The organism is Lachnoclostridium sp. An169 (assembly GCF_002160525.1).
Lineage (GTDB): Bacteria > Bacillota > Clostridia > Lachnospirales > Lachnospiraceae > Mediterraneibacter > Mediterraneibacter cottocaccae.
The window spans coordinates 1-25,509 of sequence record NZ_NFKT01000020.1 but is presented as its reverse complement, the minus strand read 5'-3'; the positions used below and the strand labels follow the sequence as shown (position 1 = coordinate 25,509).

The 25,509-nt window shown below is 41.9% G+C and carries 26 protein-coding genes and 1 pseudogene; 26 read left to right on the top strand and 1 reads right to left on the bottom strand.

The window, feature by feature from the left end:
* Positions 1–14 precede the first annotated feature (14 nt).
* The 4 genes from B5F07_RS13950 to B5F07_RS13935 all read left to right on the top strand — a co-directional run bounded on the left by B5F07_RS13950 (position 15) and on the right by B5F07_RS13935 (position 2,142).
* Positions 15–191 (top strand): hypothetical protein, encoded by a 177-nt coding sequence (locus B5F07_RS13950; protein ID WP_191403481.1) that lies wholly within the window; start codon positions 15–17, stop codon positions 189–191.
* The gene (locus B5F07_RS13945; RefSeq protein ID WP_087161891.1) at positions 160–831 is read left to right on the top strand and encodes a stage V sporulation protein AA; all 672 of its coding nucleotides are present in this window, start codon (positions 160–162) and stop codon (positions 829–831) included. The genes B5F07_RS13950 and B5F07_RS13945 overlap by 32 nt, the downstream gene beginning before the upstream one ends.
* Entirely contained in the window at positions 785–1,207 is a 423-nt protein-coding gene (locus tag B5F07_RS13940) for a stage V sporulation protein AB (RefSeq protein WP_087161890.1), read from the top strand. The genes B5F07_RS13945 and B5F07_RS13940 overlap by 47 nt, the downstream gene beginning before the upstream one ends.
* 281 nt (positions 1,208–1,488) lie before the next feature.
* Complete coding sequence (locus tag B5F07_RS13935; RefSeq protein WP_087161889.1) at positions 1,489–2,142, top strand: PBECR4 domain-containing protein; 654 nt, start codon at positions 1,489–1,491, stop codon at positions 2,140–2,142.
* Positions 2,143–2,161: 19 nt separating this feature from the next.
* On the opposite strand, the gene spoVAC is transcribed toward B5F07_RS13935, so the two are convergent.
* Positions 2,162–2,626: a stage V sporulation protein AC gene (spoVAC, locus tag B5F07_RS13930; protein WP_087161888.1), complete on the bottom strand. Its 465-nt coding sequence runs from the start codon at positions 2,624–2,626 to the stop codon at positions 2,162–2,164.
* Positions 2,627–2,821: 195 nt separating this feature from the next.
* Here spoVAC and B5F07_RS13925 point away from each other — a divergent pair, with 195 nt between their 5' ends.
* The 22 genes and pseudogenes from B5F07_RS13925 to B5F07_RS13815 all read left to right on the top strand — a co-directional run bounded on the left by B5F07_RS13925 (position 2,822) and on the right by B5F07_RS13815 (position 24,977).
* The gene (locus tag B5F07_RS13925; protein WP_087161945.1) at positions 2,822–3,853 is read left to right on the top strand and encodes a stage V sporulation protein AD; all 1,032 of its coding nucleotides are present in this window, start codon (positions 2,822–2,824) and stop codon (positions 3,851–3,853) included.
* Positions 3,854–3,878: 25 nt separating this feature from the next.
* Positions 3,879–4,235 (top strand): SpoVA/SpoVAEb family sporulation membrane protein, encoded by a 357-nt coding sequence (locus B5F07_RS13920; RefSeq protein ID WP_087161887.1) that lies wholly within the window; start codon positions 3,879–3,881, stop codon positions 4,233–4,235.
* Positions 4,236–4,573: 338 nt separating this feature from the next.
* On the top strand, positions 4,574–5,296 hold the full coding sequence (locus B5F07_RS13915; protein WP_087161944.1) for a CpsB/CapC family capsule biosynthesis tyrosine phosphatase: 723 nt from the start codon (positions 4,574–4,576) through the stop codon (positions 5,294–5,296).
* Positions 5,297–5,314: 18 nt separating this feature from the next.
* A complete protein-coding gene (locus B5F07_RS13910) occupies positions 5,315–6,076 on the top strand; it encodes a YveK family protein (RefSeq protein ID WP_087161886.1) in 762 nt (253 codons plus the stop codon).
* Positions 6,058–6,756 carry a CpsD/CapB family tyrosine-protein kinase gene (locus tag B5F07_RS13905; RefSeq protein WP_087161885.1) on the top strand — a complete coding sequence of 233 codons (699 nt, stop codon included), beginning with the start codon at positions 6,058–6,060 and terminating at the stop codon, positions 6,754–6,756. Before B5F07_RS13910 ends, B5F07_RS13905 begins: the two co-directional genes overlap by 19 nt.
* 49 nt (positions 6,757–6,805) lie before the next feature.
* Positions 6,806–7,801, top strand: a complete 996-nt coding sequence (locus B5F07_RS13900) for an LCP family protein (RefSeq protein WP_242972534.1) — start codon at positions 6,806–6,808, stop codon at positions 7,799–7,801.
* A 52-nt stretch (positions 7,802–7,853) separates the two neighbouring features.
* Entirely contained in the window at positions 7,854–8,621 is a 768-nt protein-coding gene (gene srtB, locus B5F07_RS13895; RefSeq protein WP_087161884.1) for a class B sortase, read from the top strand.
* A gap of 25 nt (positions 8,622–8,646) precedes the next feature.
* Complete coding sequence (locus tag B5F07_RS13890; RefSeq protein WP_087161883.1) at positions 8,647–9,360, top strand: LPXTG cell wall anchor domain-containing protein; 714 nt, start codon at positions 8,647–8,649, stop codon at positions 9,358–9,360.
* 139 nt (positions 9,361–9,499) lie between these two features.
* Positions 9,500–10,942 (top strand): sugar transferase, encoded by a 1,443-nt coding sequence (locus B5F07_RS13885; RefSeq protein WP_087161882.1) that lies wholly within the window; start codon positions 9,500–9,502, stop codon positions 10,940–10,942.
* Between the two features lie 166 nt (positions 10,943–11,108).
* Entirely contained in the window at positions 11,109–12,293 is a 1,185-nt protein-coding gene (locus tag B5F07_RS13880) for a glycosyltransferase family 4 protein (protein WP_242972533.1), read from the top strand.
* Positions 12,294–12,441: 148 nt separating this feature from the next.
* A complete protein-coding gene (locus B5F07_RS13875; protein WP_087161881.1) occupies positions 12,442–13,506 on the top strand; it encodes an NAD-dependent epimerase/dehydratase family protein in 1,065 nt (354 codons plus the stop codon).
* A gap of 114 nt (positions 13,507–13,620) precedes the next feature.
* Positions 13,621–14,871: a nucleotide sugar dehydrogenase gene (locus B5F07_RS13870; protein ID WP_087161880.1), complete on the top strand. Its 1,251-nt coding sequence runs from the start codon at positions 13,621–13,623 to the stop codon at positions 14,869–14,871.
* A gap of 11 nt (positions 14,872–14,882) precedes the next feature.
* Positions 14,883–15,803: an ATP-grasp fold amidoligase family protein gene (locus B5F07_RS13865; RefSeq protein ID WP_330397829.1), complete on the top strand. Its 921-nt coding sequence runs from the start codon at positions 14,883–14,885 to the stop codon at positions 15,801–15,803.
* 4 nt (positions 15,804–15,807) lie between these two features.
* The gene (locus B5F07_RS13860) at positions 15,808–16,884 is read left to right on the top strand and encodes a glycosyltransferase family 4 protein (protein ID WP_087161879.1); all 1,077 of its coding nucleotides are present in this window, start codon (positions 15,808–15,810) and stop codon (positions 16,882–16,884) included.
* Positions 16,885–16,907: 23 nt separating this feature from the next.
* Positions 16,908–18,080 (top strand): O-antigen ligase family protein, encoded by a 1,173-nt coding sequence (locus B5F07_RS13855; protein WP_087161878.1) that lies wholly within the window; start codon positions 16,908–16,910, stop codon positions 18,078–18,080.
* Between the two features lie 4 nt (positions 18,081–18,084).
* A complete protein-coding gene (locus B5F07_RS13850; protein ID WP_087161877.1) occupies positions 18,085–19,026 on the top strand; it encodes a DUF6625 family protein in 942 nt (313 codons plus the stop codon).
* A 41-nt stretch (positions 19,027–19,067) separates the two neighbouring features.
* On the top strand, positions 19,068–19,976 hold the full coding sequence (locus B5F07_RS13845; RefSeq protein WP_087161876.1) for a glycosyltransferase family A protein: 909 nt from the start codon (positions 19,068–19,070) through the stop codon (positions 19,974–19,976).
* A 61-nt stretch (positions 19,977–20,037) separates the two neighbouring features.
* Positions 20,038–21,180: pseudogene (locus B5F07_RS23705) on the top strand (acyltransferase).
* Between the two features lie 18 nt (positions 21,181–21,198).
* A complete protein-coding gene (locus tag B5F07_RS13830) occupies positions 21,199–22,239 on the top strand; it encodes a polysaccharide pyruvyl transferase family protein (RefSeq protein WP_087161873.1) in 1,041 nt (346 codons plus the stop codon).
* A gap of 356 nt (positions 22,240–22,595) precedes the next feature.
* Positions 22,596–24,161 (top strand): polysaccharide biosynthesis protein, encoded by a 1,566-nt coding sequence (locus tag B5F07_RS13825; RefSeq protein WP_204248848.1) that lies wholly within the window; start codon positions 22,596–22,598, stop codon positions 24,159–24,161.
* Between the two features lies 1 nt (position 24,162).
* Positions 24,163–24,459: a coenzyme F420 hydrogenase/dehydrogenase beta subunit N-terminal domain-containing protein gene (locus B5F07_RS13820; RefSeq protein ID WP_087161872.1), complete on the top strand. Its 297-nt coding sequence runs from the start codon at positions 24,163–24,165 to the stop codon at positions 24,457–24,459.
* A complete protein-coding gene (locus tag B5F07_RS13815) occupies positions 24,426–24,977 on the top strand; it encodes a Coenzyme F420 hydrogenase/dehydrogenase, beta subunit C-terminal domain (protein WP_087161871.1) in 552 nt (183 codons plus the stop codon). Before B5F07_RS13820 ends, B5F07_RS13815 begins: the two co-directional genes overlap by 34 nt.
* Positions 24,978–25,509 lie beyond the last annotated feature (532 nt).

Below are 25,509 nucleotides of genomic sequence, written 5' to 3'. Positions count from 1 at the left end.
GATGTAGAGAAGATATGGAAAACGGACGCAGAAAAGTGTGGATCTGCCTGCTGGTCATTGTCCTGGCGGCAGTGGTTGTCGGGATCCTCTACTATCTGAGCTCGCCTCAGCAGCCCAGTGACGAAGGATTTCTGATCCGGGAACCGGAGGTGGAAGAGTATGTCAGCGAATGCAGTGACTCTTTATATTAAGGGAGACCGGGATGTGGAAGTCACAAAGCCGGACGTTACCCTGGGAGATATCCTCTCCATCGAGTGTACGAACCGGGCGGTCCTGGCGAGGGTGCGCGCGCTTAAAATCGTGAAAATGAAAAAGACCGGGCAGCAGAGATGCGTGGTCTCGATTCTGCGGGTCATCGAGTGCATCCATGAAGTATACCCGGAGGCGGAGGTGCAGAATCTGGGGGAGACGGATATCATTATCACTTACGAGGATCAGAAAACTCCTGCTTTTTTCTGGCACATCCTCAAAGCCGTGTTTGTGGCGGTGGTGACATTCTTCGGCTCGGCATTCTCCATTATGGCTTTCAATAACGATGTGGATGTGACGAAGCTTTTCGACCAGATTCACGAACTGGTGACAGGGACTCCTTCGGATGGCTTCACGGTTCTGGAGATCTCCTATTCCATAGGGCTGACGGCCGGCATCCTCATCTTTTTCAACCATTTCGGAAAGAAGCGCTTTACCGTGGATCCGACGCCCATGGAAGTGCAGATGCGGCTGTATGAAAATGATATCCAGACAACCCTGATTGAGGACTCGGCAAGGAAAGGAGAGGAGATCGATGTGGGAATGGGCAGCACAGTGCCTCCTGGCAGTGATCGGAATTAGCGGAGGCGTGGCAGTGGCGGCAGGGCTGTTTTCCTTTATTGTGGAGCTTGGCGTGGTGGCGGATTTTGCCGACCGGACCCACACGGGAGAACATATCCTTCTTTATGAAGACTGCGTTGCCCTGGGCGGAATCCTGGGGAATCTGGTCTATGTATTTCAGATCCGGATTCCCCTTGGCGATCCGCTGTTTGCCGTCTATGGCATATTTGCGGGAATATTTACCGGCTGTTGGGCTATGGCCCTGGCAGAGATCCTCAACGTGTACCCGGTCTTTATGAGAAGGCTGAAGATCGTGCGGTACATGACTGCGTTCGTGATCAGTATGGCGTTGGGGAAAGGACTGGGGGCAGGGCTGTTCTTCTGGCGGGGGTGGTAACGGGAAATTTTTCTTTTAAATACGTGTTGACAAAACAAAATTCTCTGGATATATTATAGATAAAGAAAAGCGTGCTTTTCTTAGTGGGCTAACACTTAAATCTGAAATGCTCGTCAGTCACAGGATTGACCGTTGGCGGACAACACTAAAATCCGGCATGTATACCAGCAGTTTGCTGGTCGTTGGCAGACAACACTAAAATTAGCCATAAAGAGAGGGTATGTAGCACAATGGTGTTATTACTCTCTCTTTGAATTTATATAGGAGTTTTCAGTGAGGTTATGCAATTTACGAAAGAAGATGCAAGAAAAAAAGTTTTAAATTGTGCCAAACAATATCAGAAAAAGCTTCTGAATAAGAAATTGATTATTATTTACCGAGAACGAAGAGACAATAAAATTAGATATATAGAAGTTGTTTTTCATGAGAGAAATTATCAGCATTTGACTGGATTGGAATTAATAGATAAGAATGGTAATGTGTTACATAATCAGTCCCAAAATTTCTATAGAAAATGCATAGAAAATAAATTAGGCACGCATGAATTTAGATTTAAGCCAGACGGAACAACTCAATTAAAATTAGCGGCACTGCCCGTGTTGATGGATATAACAAAAATAACAAAAATCAGTGGGGATTATAATGGTGTCAGGCCCTATCTTTTTGTAGATAAACTAATAGGTGGCGTCAATTTTTGTCTTGGATTGAGACAGGAAGAGGACGTGTATGTTCCATCTTCCGCGTTGCTTGAAGATATCAAAAAGCTAACAATTGCACCTTCGCAGGTTTTGGCGATTCTTGAAAAAAACATTAGTGATACAACTTATTTTACGGTGAAGCATGTGGCAAAAGGATTAAATCTTAATAATATCACTTTACCAGATGATATAAGCCAATTAATTTGTTTAGATAATTATATATATCATAAAAGCTAAGTGGCGCCCTATAGGGCGCCTATCTTATAACCAGCCCCCACACCCAGTATATCAGCCCCAGCGCCCAACTGGTGACGATCCCGTAGAGGATCACCGGTCCGGCGATGGTGAAGATCTTGCATCCGATGCCGAATACCTGCCCTTCCTTCTTATATTCGATGGAAGGCGCCGCCACCGAATTGGCGAATCCGGTGATCGGAACGAGCGCTCCGGCGCCGCCCCATTTCGCCAGGCGCGGATAGATGCCGGTTCCCGTGAGAACCACGCTTAAGAACACCAGTGCCAGGGATGTCCAGGCGGCTGTCTCCTCGCTTCCAAGCCCCTGTGTTTCGCAGTAGTGGGTGATGGCCTGGCCGATCAGGCAGATCAGTCCGCCGAGCAGAAATGCCTTGAGCATGTTAAGCCAGACATTATGCCTCGGCGTTTTCTTTTTTACATATTCCTCGTACTGCTTTTCCTGTTTCATTTTCTGTATGTTATCCAATAAAACTCCCTCCTTACCGATCTCGGCAGAAATATATTCTTCCTGCTCTTTATAGTATCCGGAAAGTATGAAAATATGCGCAGAGGAATGATGGGGAAAATTCTATGGATAAATTCCGGGAAGCCTGCGGATAATAAAACACGAAACAGAAATATTAAAACAGAAATATTAAATATGAAGAAACGGGGATTACTTATGGATCAGATAAGAGGAAGCCAGAGTCTGGTATTTGCACGGGCGCCCTATATCTTAAGCGCAGCCTCCGTGGTGGGGAGCAAGGAAGCAGAAGGACCTCTGGGCAAACTGTTTGACATGACGAATCAGGACGATCTCTTCGGGGCGGACACCTGGGAGGAGGCGGAGAGCAACATGCAGAAGGAAGCCTGCGTCCTGGCACTGGGAAAAGCACATGTAACCGCAGATGAGGTGCGCTATCTCTTCGGAGGAGATCTGCTCCGCCAGGGAATCGCCACCTCTATGGGCGTGGAGGCACTGCAGATTCCCATGTTCGGTCTGTACGGCGCCTGCTCCACATCCGGGGAAGCTCTGGCACTTGCCGCCATGAGCGCGGCTGCGGGGTACGGGAAATATATGCTCGCCGTCACATCCAGCCATTTCGGAAGTGCAGAAAAAGAATTTCGCTTTCCGCTGGGGTATGCCAGCCAGAGACCGCTGTCTGCGCACTGGACCGTGACCGGAAGCGGAGCTTTCCTTGTAGGTGCGGAAAACGGGACGCTGAAAAGCCACGTAAAGATCACTGCGGTTACAGTAGGGAAGATCGTGGACTACGGCCTGAAAGATTCCCAGAATATGGGCGCCTGTATGGCTCCCGCGGCGATGGATACAATCGTGCAGAATTTTAAAGACCTGGGAAGAACAGCGGAAGACTACGACAAGATCATAACCGGAGATCTGGGATACGTGGGGCAGTCTATCCTTTTCGATCTGGTAAAAGGGAAAGGATATAATATAAGGAAGAAACATATCGACTGCGGTATGACAATTTTCGACCAGGAGACCCAGGATACCCACGCCGGAGGGAGCGGCTGCGGCTGTGCGGCGGTGACACTCGCCTCTTTTATTCTGCCTGAACTTGAAAAGGGAGAATGGAAGAGAGTGCTGTTCGTACCCACCGGGGCGCTCATGTCTACCGTGAGCTACAACGAAGGCGCAAGCGTGCCGGGAATCGCCCACGGCATTGTGCTCGAGCACTGCGAAAATAACTGAAAATCAATGGAAAGGCGGGAAAAAGATGGAATATGTTATCGCGTTTATCACCGGAGGGCTGATCTGTGCGGCAGTGCAGATCCTGTTGGACCGGACAAAACTGATGCCCGGAAGAGTCATGGTGCTCCTTGTATGTACCGGCGCTGTGCTGGGATTCTGCAATATCTATGAACCCTTTAAGGAGTTCGCCGGTTCCGGGGCGGGTGTGCCGCTGCTGGGATTCGGAAACACCCTGTGGCAGGGGGTGAAAGAAGCAGTAGATGAACACGGATTTATCGGAATCTTCATGGGAGGATTCAAAGCGAGCGCAGTGGGAATATCAGCAGCACTGATATTCGGATATCTGGCGTCGTTTATTTTCGAACCGAAGATGAAGAAGTAGATGTGTGTAAATTTAGGGGGGGGGGTAAAACCTAAGCTGTGCATACATGGTAAGAACCGGGTCGAATTACGTAAAAAGAATGTTAAGCTATTGACTTTTCCTGTAGAGAGGTGTTATTCTTGTTTAGTGAAAAAGCAGGCGTGAGAAATTGTGCAGCTTTTTCAGATAATATTTTTTTACTTCAGAAAAGGTCAGCATCCGGTTGTAATTAACAGGGTTCTGAGCTTTTGGCGTATATTGTAATACGGATATATCCACCTTACGGCTAATTAAAAGGCTGAATTAGTCGGGAGAGAATGATCCTGGCAGTATACGTCCGGAACAAAGGAGATATGAGGGTGGAAGACATCATAGACATACACAGCCATATTCTGCCGGGAATTGATGACGGAGCTTCCTCTCCGGAAGCTGCGTTACATATGTTGAAAGAAGCGAGACACCAGGGAATCCGGGAAGTGATTGCAACGCCTCATTACAGCAGAAGGTTTCAAAATAACTGCCCGGAAAGAATCCGGGAGCTGTGCGGAGAACTTCAGAAAATGAGCCGGGAGAAACGGTTGGAGATCAGGATTCATTCAGGACAGGAGATCCTTTATTCCGAGAATGTACCGGGAATGATCGCACAGGGAGAACTTCTCACCATGGCAGACAGCCATTATGTCCTCATAGAATTTTATCCGGGAGCCTCTTATCTTGAGATCCTCCGTGCAGTGCGGACACTGGTGATGGAAGGTTTTTCACCGATTCTCGCCCATGTGGAGCGCTACCGGGCGCTGCGGGATGAAGAGCGGCTCGAGGAACTGACCGGACAGGGGGCTTATATGCAGATGAATTTCTCTTCTGTATCCGGAAACTGGATGAATGAGACAGTCCGCTGGTGCCGGAAAATGCTCCGGGAACAGTACATACACTTTATGGGAACAGATATGCATGACGTAACATTGAGAAAGCCGGAGACAGAAGCGGCGGTCAGATGGATGCGGAAAAAGCTGGACCAGCGATATATGAGGAATCTCCTGCGGGGCAACGCAGAGAAGATCATTCGAGATGAAAAAATATAACAGAAAAGGAAAAAAGGTATGGGAAAGACACATGACGAGGATGAGATTGAGATTGATCTGAGAGAACTGTTTTTTGCTCTTAAGAAAAGAATACTGATCATTCTGGCCGCGCTTGTGGCAGGAGCCGTGATCGCAGGCGCGTATACAAAGCTGCTGATTACCCCGGTCTATAGTGCAACTTCTACAATGCTCGTACTTACAAAGGAGACGACCCTCTCCTCACTGGCAGACCTTCAGATCGGCACGCAGCTCACCGGCGACTACAGTATACTGATCAAGAGCCGGACAGTACTGGAGGATGTGATTGACGAACTTGGTCTGGAGATGGATTACCGGACACTGCGGTCCAATGTGACGATCAACAATCCGGAAGATACCCGGATTCTGGAACTTACGGTGACAAATTCCGATCCGCAGATGGCAAAGGAGATTGTAGATACCCTGTCCAGGGTTTCTTCCGATTTTATCGGAGACCAGATGGAGATTGTCGGACCAAAGATCATTGAGGAGGGAGAAGTGCCAACGGCACAGACAAGCCCCAGCCTTAAGAAAAATGTGATGCTCGGAGCGATTGCAGGTTTTGTGCTTGCGGCGGGAGTCATCGTGCTGATGACGATCCTGAACGATACGATCAAGTCGGAGGACGATATTGAGAAATACCTCGGAATACCGACCCTGGCGAACATACCTGACAGGAAGGATTATATCTCCGGAAAGGCTTCAAAGAAGAAGAAGAGAAAGAAGAGAAGGAGGCAGGAAAAATGGCAGAACAAAAAGTAATTATGAACGACCCGAAGAAATCGGATTACTTTTATGAAGAGTCCATTAAGACCCTCCGTACCAATATACAGTTTACCGGAATGGAAGTGAAGACGATCGCATTTACGAGCTGTTATCCGAATGAAGGGAAAAGCGATGTGACGTTCCAGCTTGCCATGGAGATCGGAAAGATGGGAAAACGGGTGCTGGTAATTGACGCAGACATACGGAAGTCCACATTTATTACGAGATACGGAGTCAAGCAGAAAGTAGAAGGACTTTCCCAGTTCCTGAGCGGGCAGACTGGCGGCAGCGACATTATCTATCAGACGAATTTCGAAAATGTAGATATCATATTTGCCGGGCCGGTAGCTCCGAACCCGTCGGAACTTCTGGAGCAGGAGGCGTTCGCCCTGCTTGTGAAAAGCGCGAGGGACGGATATGATTACGTCCTGATCGACACGCCGCCCATCGGCAGCCTGATCGACGCGGCGATTGTGGCAAAGCAGTGCGACGGAGCGGTTCTTGTTATCGAGAGTGAGCTTGTCAGCTACCGGATCGCCGTGAAGGCGAAAGAGCAGCTTGAGATGAGCGGCTGCCGGATTCTGGGAGCTGTGCTCAATAAGGTGGATACAAAGAAGGACAAGTATTATTCGAAATATAACCATTACTATCATTACACAGGCTCAGATAAAAGATAGGACAGTACACGGGAAATTTGGAAAATAACAGGTAAGATAAGGCGGAAATATGGCAGGAAGAAAGAAAAAAAAGCTGTGGATGATACCGGTCTGTGCGGCGGTTATCGCCGTGGCTGCGGGAGGAATACTGGTGTGGAATACCATCCGGCAGGATGAGACTTCGCAGACTGCAGCGGAAACAGGCGGCACTTCAAGTTCGGCAGATGTGGTCTGGAACGGAAAAGAGTATAATTATAATGATCATCTGAGCAATTTTCTTTTCATGGGAGTGGATAACCGCGAGAAGGAAGCAACGGCAATCGGTCAGGCAAATGCCGGGCAGGCGGATGCAATTTATCTGGTATCCTGGGACCGCGTGGAGGCGGAAGCAACCGTGATATCCATACCGAGAGATACCATGACCCGGATTCAGGTATACGGTCCGGGCGGGCAGGATCTCGGAACAGTGGAAGATCACATCAGCCTGTCCTATGCTTATGGAGACGGGGGATATGAAAGCTGCGAACTGACAAAAGACGCGGTGTCGGATCTCTTCTATGGACTTCCGGTTCAGGGATACTGCTCCATTAACATGGATGGAATCCCGGTGCTTACGCAAAGCGTGGGAACGGTGACGGTTACTGTCCCGAATGACAGCCTTGAAAATATTGATCCGCAGTATCAGGAGGGAGCACAGGTTACGCTCACACCTGAGATGACGGAGACATTCGTCCGCTATCGGGATATTACGGTAAGCCAGAGCGCCATCAGCCGGATGGAGCGCCAGGAAGAATATATCCGTGCTTTTGGTGAGGCGGCGACAGAACGGTTTTCTACTGATCCCGGGTTCGTGACAGAACTGTATACAGCTCTCGAACCCTATATGGTGACGAACATCGGAACCGATCAGTTTTTAGATATAATGGAAGGTATATCTTCCGGCAATACAAATGAGGGATGGACAGTCCCCGGGGAAGGCTCGGAAGGTGAGATGTACGATGAGTACCATGTCGATGATGACGCTCTTTATCAGAAGATCATCGAGACATTTTACAGGGAGGCGTAAGTGAAATGGTAAGATTCCGGCACCAACCCGGCAGGGTACAGGTGGGAGAAACATGAAGCGAGCGTATAAAGTAATAGGGATAATAATACTCATAGCAGCTATTATCTGTGCGGGCGTGGGAATATATCTGTACATACAGGAACAGAATGCGGGCGCGGTCTACGACGAGATCCGCCAGTCTGTCAAAGCCGGAAATCCGGCGGAGGCAGCGGAAGTGGATGTGCCGGATGACCCCGTGGAGATTCCCATTGATTTTGAGACGCTCCAGGAGAGAAATCCGGACGTGTACGCCTGGATTACTGTGCCGGGTACGCCCATTGATTATCCGGTCCTGCAAAGAGAGAATGACAACGGTTATTATCTGAACCATACCATTGACCATGAGCAGAAGACCGAGGGAGCTATTTTTACAGAAAATTACAACAGTAAAGATTTCGAAGATCCGAACACTGTGATCTATGGACATGATATGAAAAACGGATCTATGTTCCGGTCGCTCCTTGAATATGATGACAGGGCGTTTTTTGACGCAAATAAGGAGATCATTATCTACACTCCGGACGCGATCAGGCATTACGAGATATTTGCAGCGTATCCTTATGACAACCGACATTTGCTCAGGAGCTTTGATTTCCAGAATCCGCGCGTTTTTCAGCAGTATCTGGACAATATTTTCTCAGTGAGGGATATGAGTTCCTGTATCGATACGTCCATGAATGTGGACAGTGACGATAAGATCGTCACATTATCAACCTGCTATGGCAGCCAGCGTGACCATAGATTTCTGGTGCAGGGCGTGCTGGTTTCTATAGAACAATAAAAAAAGAAAGGAAAGGTGAGTGGACATGAAGAAAAAAATCTTTGGCGCGATTCTGGCAGCTGCACTTATTGTATCGCAGGCTGCAACGGTTTTCGCAGCAGGAAGCAGAACATCAGACGTCGTAATTTCCGGCGAATCCACCGGCAGATACGAAGTGTATGAAGCTTCAGAGGAAACCTTTGCCGATACGATAGAGACTGCGCCGCAGACCGTGGAAGCCATCATGGAGATCAATTCCGGCAGCACACCACTTCAGGACCTTGCAGAGAAGGTACGTGAGATCGTCTCCGCGGGAACTGAGACGCTGAACATGACGGAAGAGCAGATTGGCGCTCTGGAGACGGAAATTGAAGGCAAGAGCATGGTTACCCAGTTCTTTGACCTGGTTCCGGTCGATGGCGGCGTGCAGGATGCAGACGGACGTTATGTCGCTACGCTGTCAGTACCTTCACTGACAACGGCAATGACGAATGTGCGTATCCTTCACTTCAGTACAGAGAGAGCCCTCTGGGAAGTGATCACACCGGATGATGTGGACTATGACAATCAGGAGATCACGGCCACATTTGAAGATCTCTCCCCTGTTGCTATCATCGCGGATGTAAATGAGAACGCAGCAGATACCGCAGTAGGTACATCTCCGCAGACAGGTATGCCATCTGTCTGGATGTTCTGGCTCGGAGCAGCTGTTGTACTTGCAGTAGTTGCAGCAGTTACGTTTAGAAAAGCAAGACGTTAGGGCTGGCAGAGAAGACAAGATTCCGGGCGGAGAAAAGGAGAAAATCCGTAATCCGTCCGGCTGCAAAGAAACCTGCACAACCTTATCGTGAGGGAAAGAAAGAGCTCTTGTGGTGGGGCTGCAAAAGGAATGTTGAAATATGTACAGCAGAATATCAAACAGCTGGCTGAAACACTGGGACTTTATCCTTCTGGACCTGATCATGCTTCAGGCTGCCTATGTGTTCAGTTGTATTATGAGGCGGGGATTGCATATTCCGTATCACGATCCGTTGTATCTGAACATCGGATTACTTATCGGCCTGGCTGATATCTGTGCGGCTTTCTTTATGGAACCGTATCACGGTATCATGCGCAGAGGATACTTCCAGGAATTTAAAAATGTACTGCGGCATGTTGTTGTAGTATGTGTATTTGAGATTGCATACCTGTTCTTAAGCCAGAACGGCGGAGCTTTCTCAAGACTCTCTTTTCTCTGGTTTGTCCCGGCGGCACTGATATTTGTCTATGTAGGAAGAGTGCTCTGGAAAGGCTTCCTTGTAAGGCATAAACGTCTTTTCTATGACAAAGTGAAGATGCTGCTGATCACAACAAGAGAAGAAGTGGAAGATACACTGGAGATAATGAAGCTGAACAGCTTCAATGAATTTGAAATCATCGGAATCGCATTCGTGGACGGAAACGTCCGGGAAGATGAAGCAGTCCGGGGAATCCCGGTAGTGTGCTGCGCAGATGCGGTTCCTGACTATATACAGACGCGGTGGGTGGATGCGGTACTCATAAAAGTAAGACAGAGCTACGGCATCCCGAGACACCTGATTGATACCTGTATCAATATGGGGCTGACTGTACACTACAGTCTCGGCGATCTGGGAATCGGAGGAAACAATCAGTACATCAACCGTATGGGTGGATTTACCGTCGTGACGTCCTCCCTGAGAGTTGCACAGCAGAGAGAAGTATTTCTGAAAAGAGTACTTGATATCTGCGGCGGCCTGGTAGGCGTCCTGCTGACAGGAATTATCTTCCTGTTTCTGGGACCTGCGATCTACAGCGCTTCGCCCGGCCCGATCTTCTTCTCGCAGACCCGTGTGGGCAAGAACGGAAAGAGATTCAAGATCTATAAATTCCGGAGCATGTACACGGACGCTGAGAAGAGAAAACAGGAATTAATGAAGAAAAACGAGATGCAGGGCTTCATGTTCAAAATGGAAAATGATCCCCGTATCATCGGAAGCGGTCCGGACGGCAGCAGACACGGTCTCGGGTGGTTTATAAGAAAAACTTCCCTGGATGAGTTCCCGCAGTTCTGGAATGTCCTCAAAGGCGATATGAGCCTGGTCGGGACAAGACCGCCGACAGAAGATGAATGGCAGCAGTATGAACACTCCCACAGAGCGCGGCTCGCCATCAAACCCGGTCTGACCGGCATGTGGCAGGTCAGCGGAAGAAGCAATATCACCGATTTTGAAGAAGTGGTAAAGCTGGATATGGAATACATAAAGAACTGGACATTCGGGATGGATATCAAGATCATACTAAAGACAGTGCTTGTGGTGCTCAAGGGGAGTGGATCAAAGTAGGATGGGAACTTCAAATAATAACAATTATTTAAAGCTCGGAGCGCTAGCGGAGAGCTTTACGAGGAAGAAGCGGAGCGGATTCCGAGTGACCGATTGCAATAGATCGTATAAATATCCCGGAATTCCGGCGGTTATTTCAGAAAAGGATCACAGGCAGGTGATACGCATGAAACCAGTACATAACGACGGAAAACTGAACATAGCAATGCTCGGTCACAAGCGGATTCCTTCCCGTGAGGGAGGAATCGAAGTGGTGATCGAGGAGCTTTCGACACGCATGGCTGCCCTGGGACATCATGTAACCTGCTATAACCGGAAAGGGCACCACGTAAGTGGAAAGGCCTTTGATACAAAGAAAACAGATTCTTATAAAGGAGTCCGGCTGAAATCCGTATTTACCATTGACAAGAAAGGACTTGCAGCAATGTCGGCTTCTTTTTTTGCGGCTCTGCATTGCGCAGCGGGAAATTATGATGTGGTTCACTTCCACGCGGAAGGACCGTGCGCCATGCTCTGGCTACCGAAATTGTTCGGCAAACGGTGTGTGGCTACGATCCACGGTCTGGATCACAGGAGAACCAAGTGGGGAAAATTCGCCAGTACTTATATCATGCTTGGCGAAAAATGCGCTGCAAGGTTCGCCGATGAAGTCATCGTACTGAGCCGAGGGGTTCAGGAGTATTTCCGGAAAACTTATGGCAGGGAAACGGTGTTTGTCCCTAACGGGGTCAACCGGCCTGTTCCGGAAAAGGCAGAGCTGATCACGGAGAAGTTTGGGGTGGAAAAAAATTCCTATTACCTTTATCTTGGCAGGTTAGTTCCGGAGAAGGGACTGAAATATCTGATTGAAGCTTTCAAAAAGGTAAAAACTGAAAAGAAGCTTGTCATTGCAGGTGGCTCCTCGGATACCGATGCCTATGCCAATGATTTGAAAGAACTGGCAAAGGATGATAGCCGTATCCTGTTTACCGGATTCGTGCAGGGGAAACTTTTGAAAGAACTGTACAGTAACGCTTATGTATATGTACTGCCCTCGGATCTGGAAGGGATGCCACTGAGTCTGTTGGAAGCGATGAGCTATGGCAACTGCTGCGTTGTGTCAGATATCGCGGAATGTACCGAGGTAGTCGGGGATAAAGCGGCAGTGTTTAAGAAAGGAAATAGCGCAGATCTGGCGAGGGTTCTGCAGAAGCTAGAAGATAAGCCGGAAACTGTGAAGAAATATAAGGATGAGGCTGCGGATTATATCTGCGGCAGATATAACTGGGATGAAGTGACGGAGAAGACGCTGGGGCTGTATGAGAACAAGGTGGCTGAGGCGGATCGGTATTCCGGGGAGATTGTGTCATGAGAATTTTGATGATCAATAATGGTGAATATCAATTTGGGGTTAGCGAGCGTGATATTAATTAAGAAGATTTGATACCCAGAATAAGCAGTTAATTATTTATATAGAAAAAATACAATGCAAGAATGAGATGAAAAGGGGTAGTAATGTTATGAGCTGTGTTGATCTGCATAAGAAAACAATATTGGTGACCGGAGCAGCCGGCTTCATCGGCTCAAATTTGGTAAAGCGTCTTTACGATGATGTGCAGGATGTAACGGTGGTTGGTATCGATAATATGAATGACTATTATGATGTGCGGCTAAAAGAAGCGAGATTGACCGAACTGTCCGTACATCCTTCTTTTGTTTTTATCAAGGGCAGCATTGCAGATAAGGGTCTGGTTGAGAATTTGTTCAAGCAGTACCAGCCCCAGGTCGTTGTTAATCTGGCCGCACAAGCCGGCGTGCGCTACTCCATTATTAATCCAGATGCCTATATAGAATCGAACTTGATTGGATTTTACAACATTCTGGAAGCCTGCCGACATTCTTATAATGAAGGGAATACTCCTGTGGAACATCTGGTATATGCGTCCAGTTCATCTGTTTATGGTTCCAACAAAAAGATTCCATACAGCACTGATGATAAGGTGGACAATCCAATTTCTCTTTACGCCGCCACGAAGAAATCAAACGAACTGATGGCCCATGCTTATGCGAAGCTGTACAACATTCCGTCAACTGGTTTGAGGTTCTTCACAGTGTATGGCCCTGCTGGTCGCCCGGATATGGCCTACTTTGGCTTCACTGATAAGTTAAGAGCCGGTAAGACAATCCAGATATTCAACTACGGCAACTGCAAACGCGACTTTACATATATCGATGACATTGTGACCGGTGTGGAAAAGGTGATGGGCAAAGCTCCTGACAAGGCAACCGGTGAGGATGGACTTCCTGTTCCACCTTATGCTCTCTATAACATTGGCAACAACAATCCGGAGAACCTATTGGACTTCGTGCAGATTTTGAGCGAAGAGTTGGTACGAGCTGGTGTGCTGTCGGAAGATTACGATTTTGATGCTCATAAAGAACTGGTTCCGATGCAGCCCGGAGATGTGCCTGTGACCTATGCGGATACGAGCGCCTTGGAACATGACTTCGGATTCAAGCCGAGTACAGACCTGAGAACTGGACTGCGGAAATTTACTGAATGGTATCGGGATTTCTATATGTGAAAACATAACATGTGAGAACACAAAGAAACGGAATGTACCGTCGGTGGAAATACACTGGCAACAGTGTGAAATATAAGAACCATTGCGTAAGCATGTGGGGAGGAGATCGATTATATGAGAGAATTCAAAGATTTAAAGATCGCTGTCGCTGGTACCGGTTATGTAGGCCTTTCAATTGCCACGCTTCTGGCACAGCATCACAAAGTAATGGCTGTGGACATCGTACCTGAGAAAGTAGAGCTGATCAATAAAAAGCAGTCCCCTATTCAAGATGACTATATTGAAAAGTATCTTGCCGAGAAGGAATTGAATCTGACTGCCACACTGGACGCGGAAGCGGCTTATAGTGATGCAGATTTTGTAGTAATCGCTGCACCGACCAACTATGATAGCAAGAAGAATTTCTTTGATACCAGTGCAGTTGAAGCCGTGATCAAGCTGGTGATCCAGTACAATCCGGAAGCGATTATGGTAATTAAGAGCACAATCCCGGTGGGTTACACGGCAAGTATCAGAGAGAAATCTCACTGCGATAACATCATCTTTAGTCCTGAATTTTTAAGAGAGTCCAAAGCATTGTACGATAATTTGTATCCTAGCAGGATCATCGTTGGCACTGATGTTGAGAATGCCAGATTGGTTAAGGCGGCAGAGACGTTCGCAAAGCTGCTCCAAGAGGGCGCAATTAAGGAAAACATCGACACGTTGTTTATGGGGTTCACAGAGGCAGAGGCTGTAAAATTGTTCGCTAATACCTACCTGGCACTGCGTGTGGCTTATTTCAATGAACTAGATACATATGCGGAAAGCAAAGGACTGAACACCAAGCAGATCATTGATGGCGTTTGTCTGGATCCGAGAATTGGAAGCCATTATAACAATCCGAGCTTCGGTTACGGCGGTTATTGTCTGCCTAAGGACACCAAACAGTTGCTGGCAAATTACCAAGATGTCCCTGAAAACCTGATCCAGGCTATTGTTGAGAGTAATAGAACAAGGAAGGACTTCATTGCGGATAGAGTTCTGGAGATTGCTGGGGCTTATGGAGCAAACGATAGTTGGGATGAGAGAAAAGAAAAAAAAGTCGTCATTGGTGTATACCGGTTAACTATGAAATCAAACAGTGACAACTTCCGGCAAAGTTCTATTCAAGGGGTTATGAAACGAATCAAGGCAAAGGGAGCAACGGTGATTGTGTACGAGCCAACGCTCAAGGATGGGGAAACATTCTTCGGAAGCTTGGTAGTAAATGATCTGGAACAATTCAAGAACCGTTGCGATGCTGTCATTGCAAATCGTTATGACAAATGCTTGGATGATGTGAAAACGAAGGTTTATACCCGAGATATTTTCCAGAGAGACTAAAGGAGTCTATTATGCATTTAATTAAAGGAATAAGAACTTTCTTATTTGATAAAGAAAAACGTACCATTTTTTTGGCGCAACACGGCTTTTATAAGACAATGTCTGATAGAGATTTTCTATGTATGCAATTTAAGAATGTTTTTGGGTATGATTTGAATTTGGAAAATCCTCAAACATACAATGAAAAATTGCAATGGTTGAAATTAAATGATAGAAATCCGCAATATGTTCAATTAGTAGATAAATACCAAGTGAAAGAAATTGTGGCAAATATTATTGGTGAGCAATATATCATTCCAACTCTAGGCGTATGGGACAGTTTTGACGAAATTGATTTCAGCAAACTGCCCAATCAGTTCGTTTTGAAATGCACACATGATTCGGGAGGATTGGTTATCTGTACGAATAAAAGCAAATTGAATATGTCGGCAACCAAAAAGAAAATTGATAAGTGCTTAAAGAACGACTACTATATGCAGAACCGAGAGTGGCCATATAAAGATGTCCCGAGAAGAATTATTGCTGAAGCATATATGGTAGACGAATCTGGGTATGAGCTCAAAGATTACAAATTTTTCTGCTTTGATGGTAAAGTTAAGGCAATGTTCATTGCATCTGATCGTGAAAGTAATACAGAAGAGACTAAATTTGATTTTTTTGATGCTGAATTCAGAAAACTGCCATTTACAAATGGCCATCCTAATTCCACAAAACAGTATGAAAAGCCTAAGACATTTGAAGAAATGAAATCACTTGCAGAGAAAATTTCGGCAGGACTTCCACAGGCAAGAATAGATTTTTATGACGTGAATGGGAAAGTGTATTTCGGTGAAATCACTTTTTTTCACTGGAGCGGGTTTAAAAAATTCGAACCACCAATTTGGGATAAAAAATTTGGCGAGTGGATAGATTTGACAAGGGTGAAGAAATAAAGTTATGAAATTAGCATTTTATATAAGTAGTTTATCTGGAGGTGGAGCAGAAAAAGTTCTTACCACCATTGCAAACACATTGGCATGTAAAGGCAATGAAGTACATGTAATTTCACTAGAGAAACGTCCACAATTTTATAGCCTTGTCCCAGATGTGAATTTGCATACATCAAATAATACTAATTGCGGAAAATTAATGGAGCAAATTAAGGATTATATTTTTATTAGAAAGTGCTTTAAAAATATTAAGGCGGATGTGAGCATATCTTTTCTGATGCGATGTAATTTACTTCTCATCGTTGCTGGACTATTATCTAAAGAAAAAATAATTGTATGTGATCGGAATAATCCCTTGCGGGAACACTCAAAATTCAGTTTTCTTATTAGTAACATATTATATAAAAGAGCCAATGCGATAGGTGTACAAACAAAACAGATAAAATCTTTTTATTGGAAGTCGCTCCAAAGCAAAATATTTGTACAAGAGAATCCCATTGATAATGTCGCATTAGAACAGCAGCTTGATGGGGACGTTGTAACGAAAGAAAACACTGTTATCTCGATCGGAAGACTCGAACCGCAAAAAGATTTTGAAACCCTAATCAGAGCCTTTGCCCGAGTATCGATACAATACCCAAATTGGACATTAAAAATATTCGGTGTTGGGGAAAAAAAGGAATTTTTACAAAAGTATATAGATAATCGGCAAATGACAGCAAAAATCATATTATGTGGTCATACCCAAAAACCTTTTTTGGAATTATGTAGATCAAAAATTTTTGTGTTGTCTACATATTATGAAGGCTTTCCCAATGTCTTATGTGAAGCGATGGAAGCTGGATTACAATGTATATCGAGTGACTGCGTGAGTGGACCGAGAGAATTGATAGATAATGGTGTGAATGGCTGGCTGTTTGAAATAGGGAACGATGAACAGTTGGCCGAACTTATAAAAAGATGTATTGAATCTGATGATATGATGATTGGAATTCGGGCTAAAGAGTCAGTGAAAAGGTTGCATTTGGATAAAAATATTTCTGAATGGGAGACAATCATTCGCCGGATATTTCTTTCTGAATAAAAAGACATGATACGGGTGGAAGTATGGTACTTAAATTAGGAAAAAGCAAAATTGCGTGGCTGCAACTATTCATAGCATTTATACTAACGATTGAGCCCAAGTTGTTTACACAATATACGATTACCGTATTGATATATGCGGTCGGAAATTTGGCTGTATTTGCCATCTACTTCTATAAAGTGTGTAAAGACGGAAAAATATCTAAATACTTATTTGCTTGGGTATGTCTAAGGATATACTTCCTATTGATAATGATAATAAATGGAAATGTTTCAGATATTGATCAGTGGGGATATCTCACATTAATGGTGTGCAATTACATTCTCATAATTGAGTGGTGTGTTCAAAATAATTACCTAAAAGAAATGCTAACTGCATTATCAGCAGTCTGCTTGATATTTATTTTCATAAACGCGATGAGCTTACTGGCATTTCCAGGCGGTATCATTCCGTCAAAAGTAATATATGACAACGGTGATAATGACTACTACTTTTTAGGGATTAAAACAGCCTATACTAGTTATATCTTTGTTGCATTTGCTGCTAGTGGAATTTGTTTAATAAAATATAGAATGAAAAAACTCTGTATATTAACAGTAGCATTATCAGTTTTCAATATTTTGTATGCAAATATATCTACTGGTATAGTGTGCTTGGTTGCTTTGTTGATACTGATACTTATAAAAAGAGTATTCAAAATGCAGATTACGATGAATTTTGTCTTGGCGATGACAATAATCTTGAATGTAGCTGTCGTCATTTTTGGCGCACAGTATATGTTCTCCGGGGTTATAGAGAATATTTTACATAAGAGCATGACACTAACGGGAAGAACAGATATATGGCGCAATGCACTCGCACTAATGAAAAATCAAAGTCTAATCGCGACAATATTGGGTAACGGAATTGTTAACGGGGGAAGTTTCGTTCCGTTCGGTAATGGCCTTTGGCCGGCTCATAATCAGTGGATTCAAAATGTTTTTGAATACGGAATAGTAGGAACCTTGGGGCTTATTGTTTTTATGAGCAATTCGATTAACAAAAAAAGTGTGATTTTGCGGACGGAAAACTATTTGCTGAATATTATCTTTGTTATGCTTATAGGTACGATAACAATGCAATACTTGGGCTATGCGCACGTTTATCTATTATTTGTACTTTTGAAACATGCGGATGAAATAGAGGAAAGAATTTAAAGTAATGAGAAAGATAAATAAAAGTCAAAATAAGATTGCAGTTATATGTCCATATTTTGGAAATTTGCCAAGTAATTATAAATTTACATTTGCGTCGATGGCTGTAAATGCGTTTATTGATTGGTATATAGTTACAGATGATGTGTTTGACGACAGTCGTTATTCTAATGTTACTTGTATTAAATTGAACTTTGATGAGATAAAAAACAGAATTAAGAGTGTACTCGGCTGCAGGATTAGTAGAGTATATAAACTGTGCGACTATAAACCATTATATGGAATGATATTCAAAGATATATTTATGGGGTATGAATATTGGGGTTATAGTGATTTAGATATAGTATACGGTGACTTGAGGAAATGTCTGTCCAAGGATAACTTAATGCACTATGACAAAATTCTGGATTTAGGGCACTTGTCGGTATACAGAAACGATCCGTTGATTAATATGATATGCACTACTATAGAGAATAATGGATACTCATTAAAGTCTATTCTAGACAGTGATGACATTTATGTTCTTGATGAATCGTATGGAAAGAATCATTTGAGCGTAAACGAATTATTAGAGCAGGCGGGATATTCGGTGTTAAGAAAAGTGGAAGGATGTAGTGATATCGTTAGCCGATACAGAAATCTGTATGTTATGGATACTGAAAGGCAAGTATTTACATATTTAAAATATGAAAATGGGAAATTGTATATTCGAAATTGGAAGAATCAGACGAATCAGGAAATAATATATGCTCATTTTCAAAAAAGGCGATTTGAAAGGACTTCATTTAGTAACACTAATGAATTTGCAATTACACCGAAGGGATTCTTTGATGAAAAAGATATTCAGAAGAATTGCTTTTACCCGAGAATTCGAGATTTGAGATTTTGTTGGTATATCAAATTTAGATTTAAACGCTGGTTTGATAATGCAAAACTTCAATGGCAATAAACGCGAATTAGAATTGTGGGTATTATGAAAGGAATTTTAGAATGAATGTAACAGTTTGTACACCGACATATAATAGAGCTCATACGTTAAAAAGACCATTTGAAAGTTTGTGCAGACAGAAATGCAAAGATTTTATATGGTTAGTGATTGATGATGGCTCAACTGATGAAACAGAGGATTTTATTAAAGAATGTAAGAAAAATGCTGATTTTAGAATCGAATACCATAAAAAAGAAAATGGTGGAAGACATACAGCACTGAATTATTCTTATCAGTTTATCAAGACAGAATGGGTCATTAATTTGGACTCCGACGATGAACTTACAGAAGATGCAATTGAGCTTTTAAATGGTATTATTGATACACTTCCAAGTGATAAACAACGATTTTGGCAGATTTCAGGCAGATGTATAGATGCTGCAACGAGAAAACTTATAGGGAAGGAATATCGTGAGGATATAAATCAATACACCGGAAGAAAGCAACGCAAGATCATGGCCAAGGCGGGGGGGGAGAAATCAAATTGCAGACGAGTTTCAATTTTGAAGCAATATCCTTTCCCTGTGTATGCTGATACAAAATTCGTAACTGAAAGTACCGTATGGGAAAAGATTTCCTTGTACTATGATTCATATTGCGTGAATGATGTTTTTAGAGTTTACTACACCGATTCTGCGGATTCTCTTGCAAAAGGTAGAATGCACTCTTCTTCCAGGATGAGAACTAGATATTACTTTGCAAGATTCTGTTTAAATGAATTGTTTGATCAGTTTTTTTACAATAAAACAGTTTGGATATCAATTTTTAATATAGCCAGGTCCGCAATGTGTTCTGGAACATCTTATCGGACTGTGATGAGAGAGCTAAATGGAACTATAAAGAGAGTACTTGTTACGATTTTGGGATATCCGGTTGCATTCTTATACGTCACCATAAAACACGAAAGATGATATAAGACAAAAAGGTTTGCTTTTGCGGAAAATAAGCTAGTAAATGATTTGACTAGGAGGAATGAACATGGAGTATAGTATAAAAAAAAGTGGAGAGAATAATAGAAATTATTCTATTGATATTCTGCGAATTATATCAATGCTCATGATTGTTTCTCTGCATTTTTTTTCTTATAATTCGGCTGTTACAGAAATCGACTATTTTTCGGCAACTGGTTTTTTGAAGCATATACTTCACAGCGTATCTTTGATATCCGTTAATTGTTATATTTTAATTAGTGGATACTACATTCACAAATTTAAGTTTAGTTTATATAAGCTCTTAAAGATACTATGCGAAGTTCTGTTTTATTCTATAATACTTTATTTGATATTTTTGCAGACAAATCTTGCTCATTTAACAGTAAAAGAATTATTACTTGCAGCAATGCCTACTTTGACACGATAATACTGGTTTGTTACCACTTATGTTGGAGTTTATATTTTATCTCCGATTATACGTGATGTTATAAACTTGTTGGATCGAAAAATACATTCGCTTATCATTTTTTGTGGCTTTATTCTGTTTGTAGTATACTATAACTTTTTTTTCTTTTGCGACAATTTGAACTTTGGTGGGAGTACCGGGATAGTCTGGTTTATATATCTGTATTTCTGTGCTTCATATATACAAAGATATAATGTTGGAAAGGGCAAACGTAATGTTTTACGGTATATTTTATGTGCATTTCTCGCATTAGGAAGCGAAGTACCTTTTATTTTACTATATGTTTTTACAAAACGGAGCATTTTTTTTGAAGGATCTACTATTTTCAATAGCGTATATAATTCCATTTTTGTTTTTATATCAAGCATATTGTTTTTTTTAATCTTTACTACCATGCGTTTAGATTTCAAGTCGATTCATATTAAAAAAATGATTTCATTTTTAGCTAAAGGATCTTTTGCTGTTTATTTAATTCATGAAAATAAGTATATGCGTACCTTTTTATGGAACACTATGGCAATTAATATTTCGTATGGACCGTTAACATTTGTGGCATATTGGATGATTAGCGTTATTAGCATATATATTTTCTGCACTACAGTGGATTGGATTCGGCAGAGACTTGAAAAATATCTTTTTGATAAACATCAAAAAAATATAAATCTAATTGAAGAAAAACTACAGAAGATTATCAATTCCATTCTAATAAAACTTTAAAAAGAGGTGAATGAAATAATGGGGAAAAAAATAGGAATCATTACAATTCAATCTTTAAATTTTGGAAATCGTCTTCAAAATTATGCCTTACAAGAGATTCTTAAGATTTTGGGCTTTGATGTATATACTCTTAGAAGATATAATGAAGTATCTTCTCTAAAAAAAAGAATTTTATCTAAGATAAAGGGTTGCTTACAATATTGTATTCATAGCAAAATAGTTAAATTTAAAGATTTCAATAGAAATATAAGATTTAGTAAATATTCAGTCGGAGCAAATAAGTTTCCTGCGGGTATATCTAAGGAGTTTGATTATTTTGTTACGGGAAGTGATCAAGTCTGGAATCCGTACTTTGAATCTGTTGGAGGTTGTGATTTACTTTGCTTTGCAGAGAATACTCAGAGAATTTCGTATGCGGCAAGCTTTGGAATAGCAGATTTTCCTGAAGATAAGGTTAAATACTGGGGGAGTGAACTAAATAGATTTAAGGCGATTTCTGTACGGGAAGAAGAGGGAAAGGCAATTGTAGAGAAGATTTCTAATAAAAGCGCGCAAATAGTACTTGACCCTACATTACTGTTAGATGGAGCAAAATGGGAAGAAATTGAGGTTCAACCTAAATTTGTGCCAGATAAACCATATATTTTTGTTTACGCATTAAAAGAGAAAAATAAAGCTTTCAAGAATTACTTATCAAGGTTGTCAAAAAAGTATACTATTGTAGACATATTACAAAGGAACAAGTTTGGAATTTCTCCTAAGTTGGGACCAGGAGAGTTTGTTTATCTGATTCATCATGCAGAATATGTTTTGACTGATTCTTTTCATGCGACTGTATTTTCAATTATATTTAAAAAAAATGTACATACATTTGCAAGAACTGGAATGGATATGAGTTCAAGAATCAAGTCATTGGCTAAATTGGTTGGCTTAAAGAATAATTTTGATAACGACAAGACCTTTTATTTTAACCCATCTGTAGATACTGAAATTGTCCAAGATAATTTGTCTAATAATCGAGAACAATCTATCTCTTTTTTAAAACAGGCATTCAAATAAATAGTTGTATGCCATAAGTCTTTAATGAGATAAAGAAGGATAGTAATAATCTGATTTGTGGAACAAAGTAGATGATTAAAATAATTAATATATTGGCTTGTTTGTTGCTGTTTTTTCTGAACAAAATTATTGAACAAACAATGTAGAGTTTACAGTCTAAAGGCCTAGCAAATTATGCAATTTAATAATTTATTCACCAGCCCTAAACGATATTGAATGGGGTTATGCTCTGGTGAGCTTTTATAAGTTGTATAAAAAGCACTATCGCATTGCGGACGTAATTATAGAAGCTGTTGGATTACCATATACTTTTTATGGTTGCTTTGAATTGCTGAACTATAGGGGGTAAATAGATTATGGCAAAAATAGAACGAACTAAAAATGCAACAAGAAATATTATCTTTGGCGTCATATTAAAAGCGCACCAAATTTGGGGACAATTCTTAATGCGAACTGTCATGATCTATTTGATGGGAGCTCAGTATTTAGGACTCAACTCACTATTTACATCAGTTCTTCAGGTATTGAATCTTGCCGAACTGGGTGTCGGATCGGCAATGGTTTATAGTATGTATAAGCCGATTGCAAAAGACGATAATGCAGCTATATGTGCGCTTATGAAGCTTTATAGAAGATATTATAGAGTGATAGGCCTTGTGATTGCTGTCATAGGGGGTATATTAACTCCTTTTATTCCAATGCTTATCAGTGGGGAAGTTCCTCCTGGTATTAATATCTATATTCTCTATTTACTAAATTTGGGAACGACAGTTCTTTCATATTGGTTGTTTGCATATAAAAACTCTATACTTCAAGCACATCAGCGAGTAGATGTGGTTTCAAAGGTTACTCTTATAACCAATACAATTCAGTATGGATTGCAGATTCTCGTATTATGGATATTCCATGATTATTATATTTACTTGATTGTTGCACTTGCAACTCAGGCGTTAACCAACATTGTAACTGCGATATGTTCAAATATGCTATATCCACAATTCACGCCCAGGGGAAGTGTTGATAAGATCGAAGTAAGAAGAATCAATCAAAGAATAAAAGATTTATTTACGTCTAAGATAGGTAGTATCATTTACGATTCTGCCGATACAATCGTTATATCAGCATTTCTCGGCTTAACCGTATTGGCTGTTTACCAGAATTATTTCTTTATTTTGAATGGCATAAATAGTGTAATTGCAATAGTTTTTTCTGCATGTACAGCTGGTATTGGAAATAGCATTGTGGTTGAGAGCAAAGATAAAAATTATCAGGATTTAAATACATTTACTTTCATCATTACCTGGATTGCTGGTTTTTGTTCAGCTAGTTTACTCTGTCTTTATCAACCGTTTATAGAGGTATGGGTAGGAAATAATTATATGCTCTCTATGTCCGCAGTAGTTTGCTTTGTGATTTATTTTTTTGTTCGTCAATATAATGCTCTGTTTAATCTTTATAAAGATGCGTCAGGAATGTGGCATGAGGATAGGCTGCGGCCTTTGGCAGCAGCACTTACAAACCTTGTTCTTAACCTGATTTTGGCACAGGTTATCGGAATATACGGAATATTGCTATCAACAGTACTAGCCATTCTCTGTGTCGGAATGCCTTGGCTTCTTCACAATCTGTTTACAGTGATTTTTGATAAGAAATATTTAAGACCGTACTTGAAGAAATTATTATTCTACTGCCTGATAGTATTCATTAGCTGTGTTATGACATACTTCATTTGTAATCGATTCTCCATGGGGCTTATTACTACACTGGTGGTACGTTTTTTAATATGCCTGATTGTTCCTAACGTTATATATTTTCTCGTCTACCATAAGATGGATGAATACCAACAAACTCTTGTGCTAGTAGATCATATGACAAAAGGAAAAGCTAAGCGAATACTAAAAATAGCAGGATTGAAGGGGTGATATGAATACATATGCTGCATACGCCAGGGATGAAAAATTAAGACTGAAAAGTTCGTCCGGAGCGGTGTTTTCTCTTCTGGCGAATAATGTGATTGACCAGGGAGGCATAGTCTATGGCGTCGCAATATCTAATGATTGTAGAGCGGCAGTTTATTGCCGTGTGGATAACAGAGAGGATATATATAAGCTTCGTGGTTCAAAATATATTCAGGCAATAGTTGGAGACACCTATAAAAATGTGAAAAAAGATCTGGAGAAGGGGGGATTGTCCTCTTCTCCGGAACGAGCTGTCAGATAAATGGTTTAAAGGGCTTTCTTAGTAAAGAGTACGACAAGCTGTATTACGTAGACGTTATCTGCCACGGCACCCCGTCTCCAAAACTGTGGAGAAAGTATGTGGACTATGTAGAAAAGCAGAAAAATGCAAAACTGATCAGCGTAAATTTCCGATGCAAAGACGATAGTTGGAAAGATTTTGGTAACAAGAGAATTGATGAGCACCATAAAGCGATGTATATATCCAAAGATACAGATCCTTATATGGTGATGTTTCTTAGAGATTATTGTCTTCGCCCATCGTGTTATGAGTGTGTAGCTAAGAAAAATCATAAGTCGGATTTGACGATTGCAGATTTCTGGGGTATCGATAATGTGGCTCCAGAGATGAACGACGGGAAAGGAACGAGTCTGGTTATTACCAGAACCGATAAAGGTGATAGTCTGTTTGAAATTGTTTCAAAAAATTTAATTAAAAAGGCGGTTTCCTACGAAGTTGGTGTCAGCCACAATCCGTCAGAATATAGTTCAGTTAGATAGATGGACGGAATTGTTTCTACAGTGATTTGGATTCATTAAGTTTCGATAAGATGATACAAAAGTATGGGGAAATGTCTATTAAAAGACAAGCAAAAGAGATTTTCAAAAAAATAATCCTTAAGACACCCGCCCGGATATTGAGCGGGGGGGACAAGCCGAAAATAGAAAACTACGGCTTGCTCTTGGTTCTTGAAGATAATTGATCAATGTCGGGTGATATTAAATGAATGAAATACCACTTTTATACAACAAAAAAAGGGGAAGCGCCAAATATTAATGCGGTCAGATACAAAATTACTCCAGCCCTTTGCGAGTTGGAGTAATTCACTATAATTCACATGCAATTTTTGATAGATTGGAGTTTTTCACTCCAAGGGGCCAGCTCTGCAAGCTGTTCATCGAGGAGTATCCCAAAGTTTGTGTGTAAACGCAAAATAGCGAGTACCTTTTCAAAACCATCAGATATGAGATAATAGACTCATCACTATGAAGTCAAAAAAGTTTAGTACTCAACTTTTTTGACCAGACTACA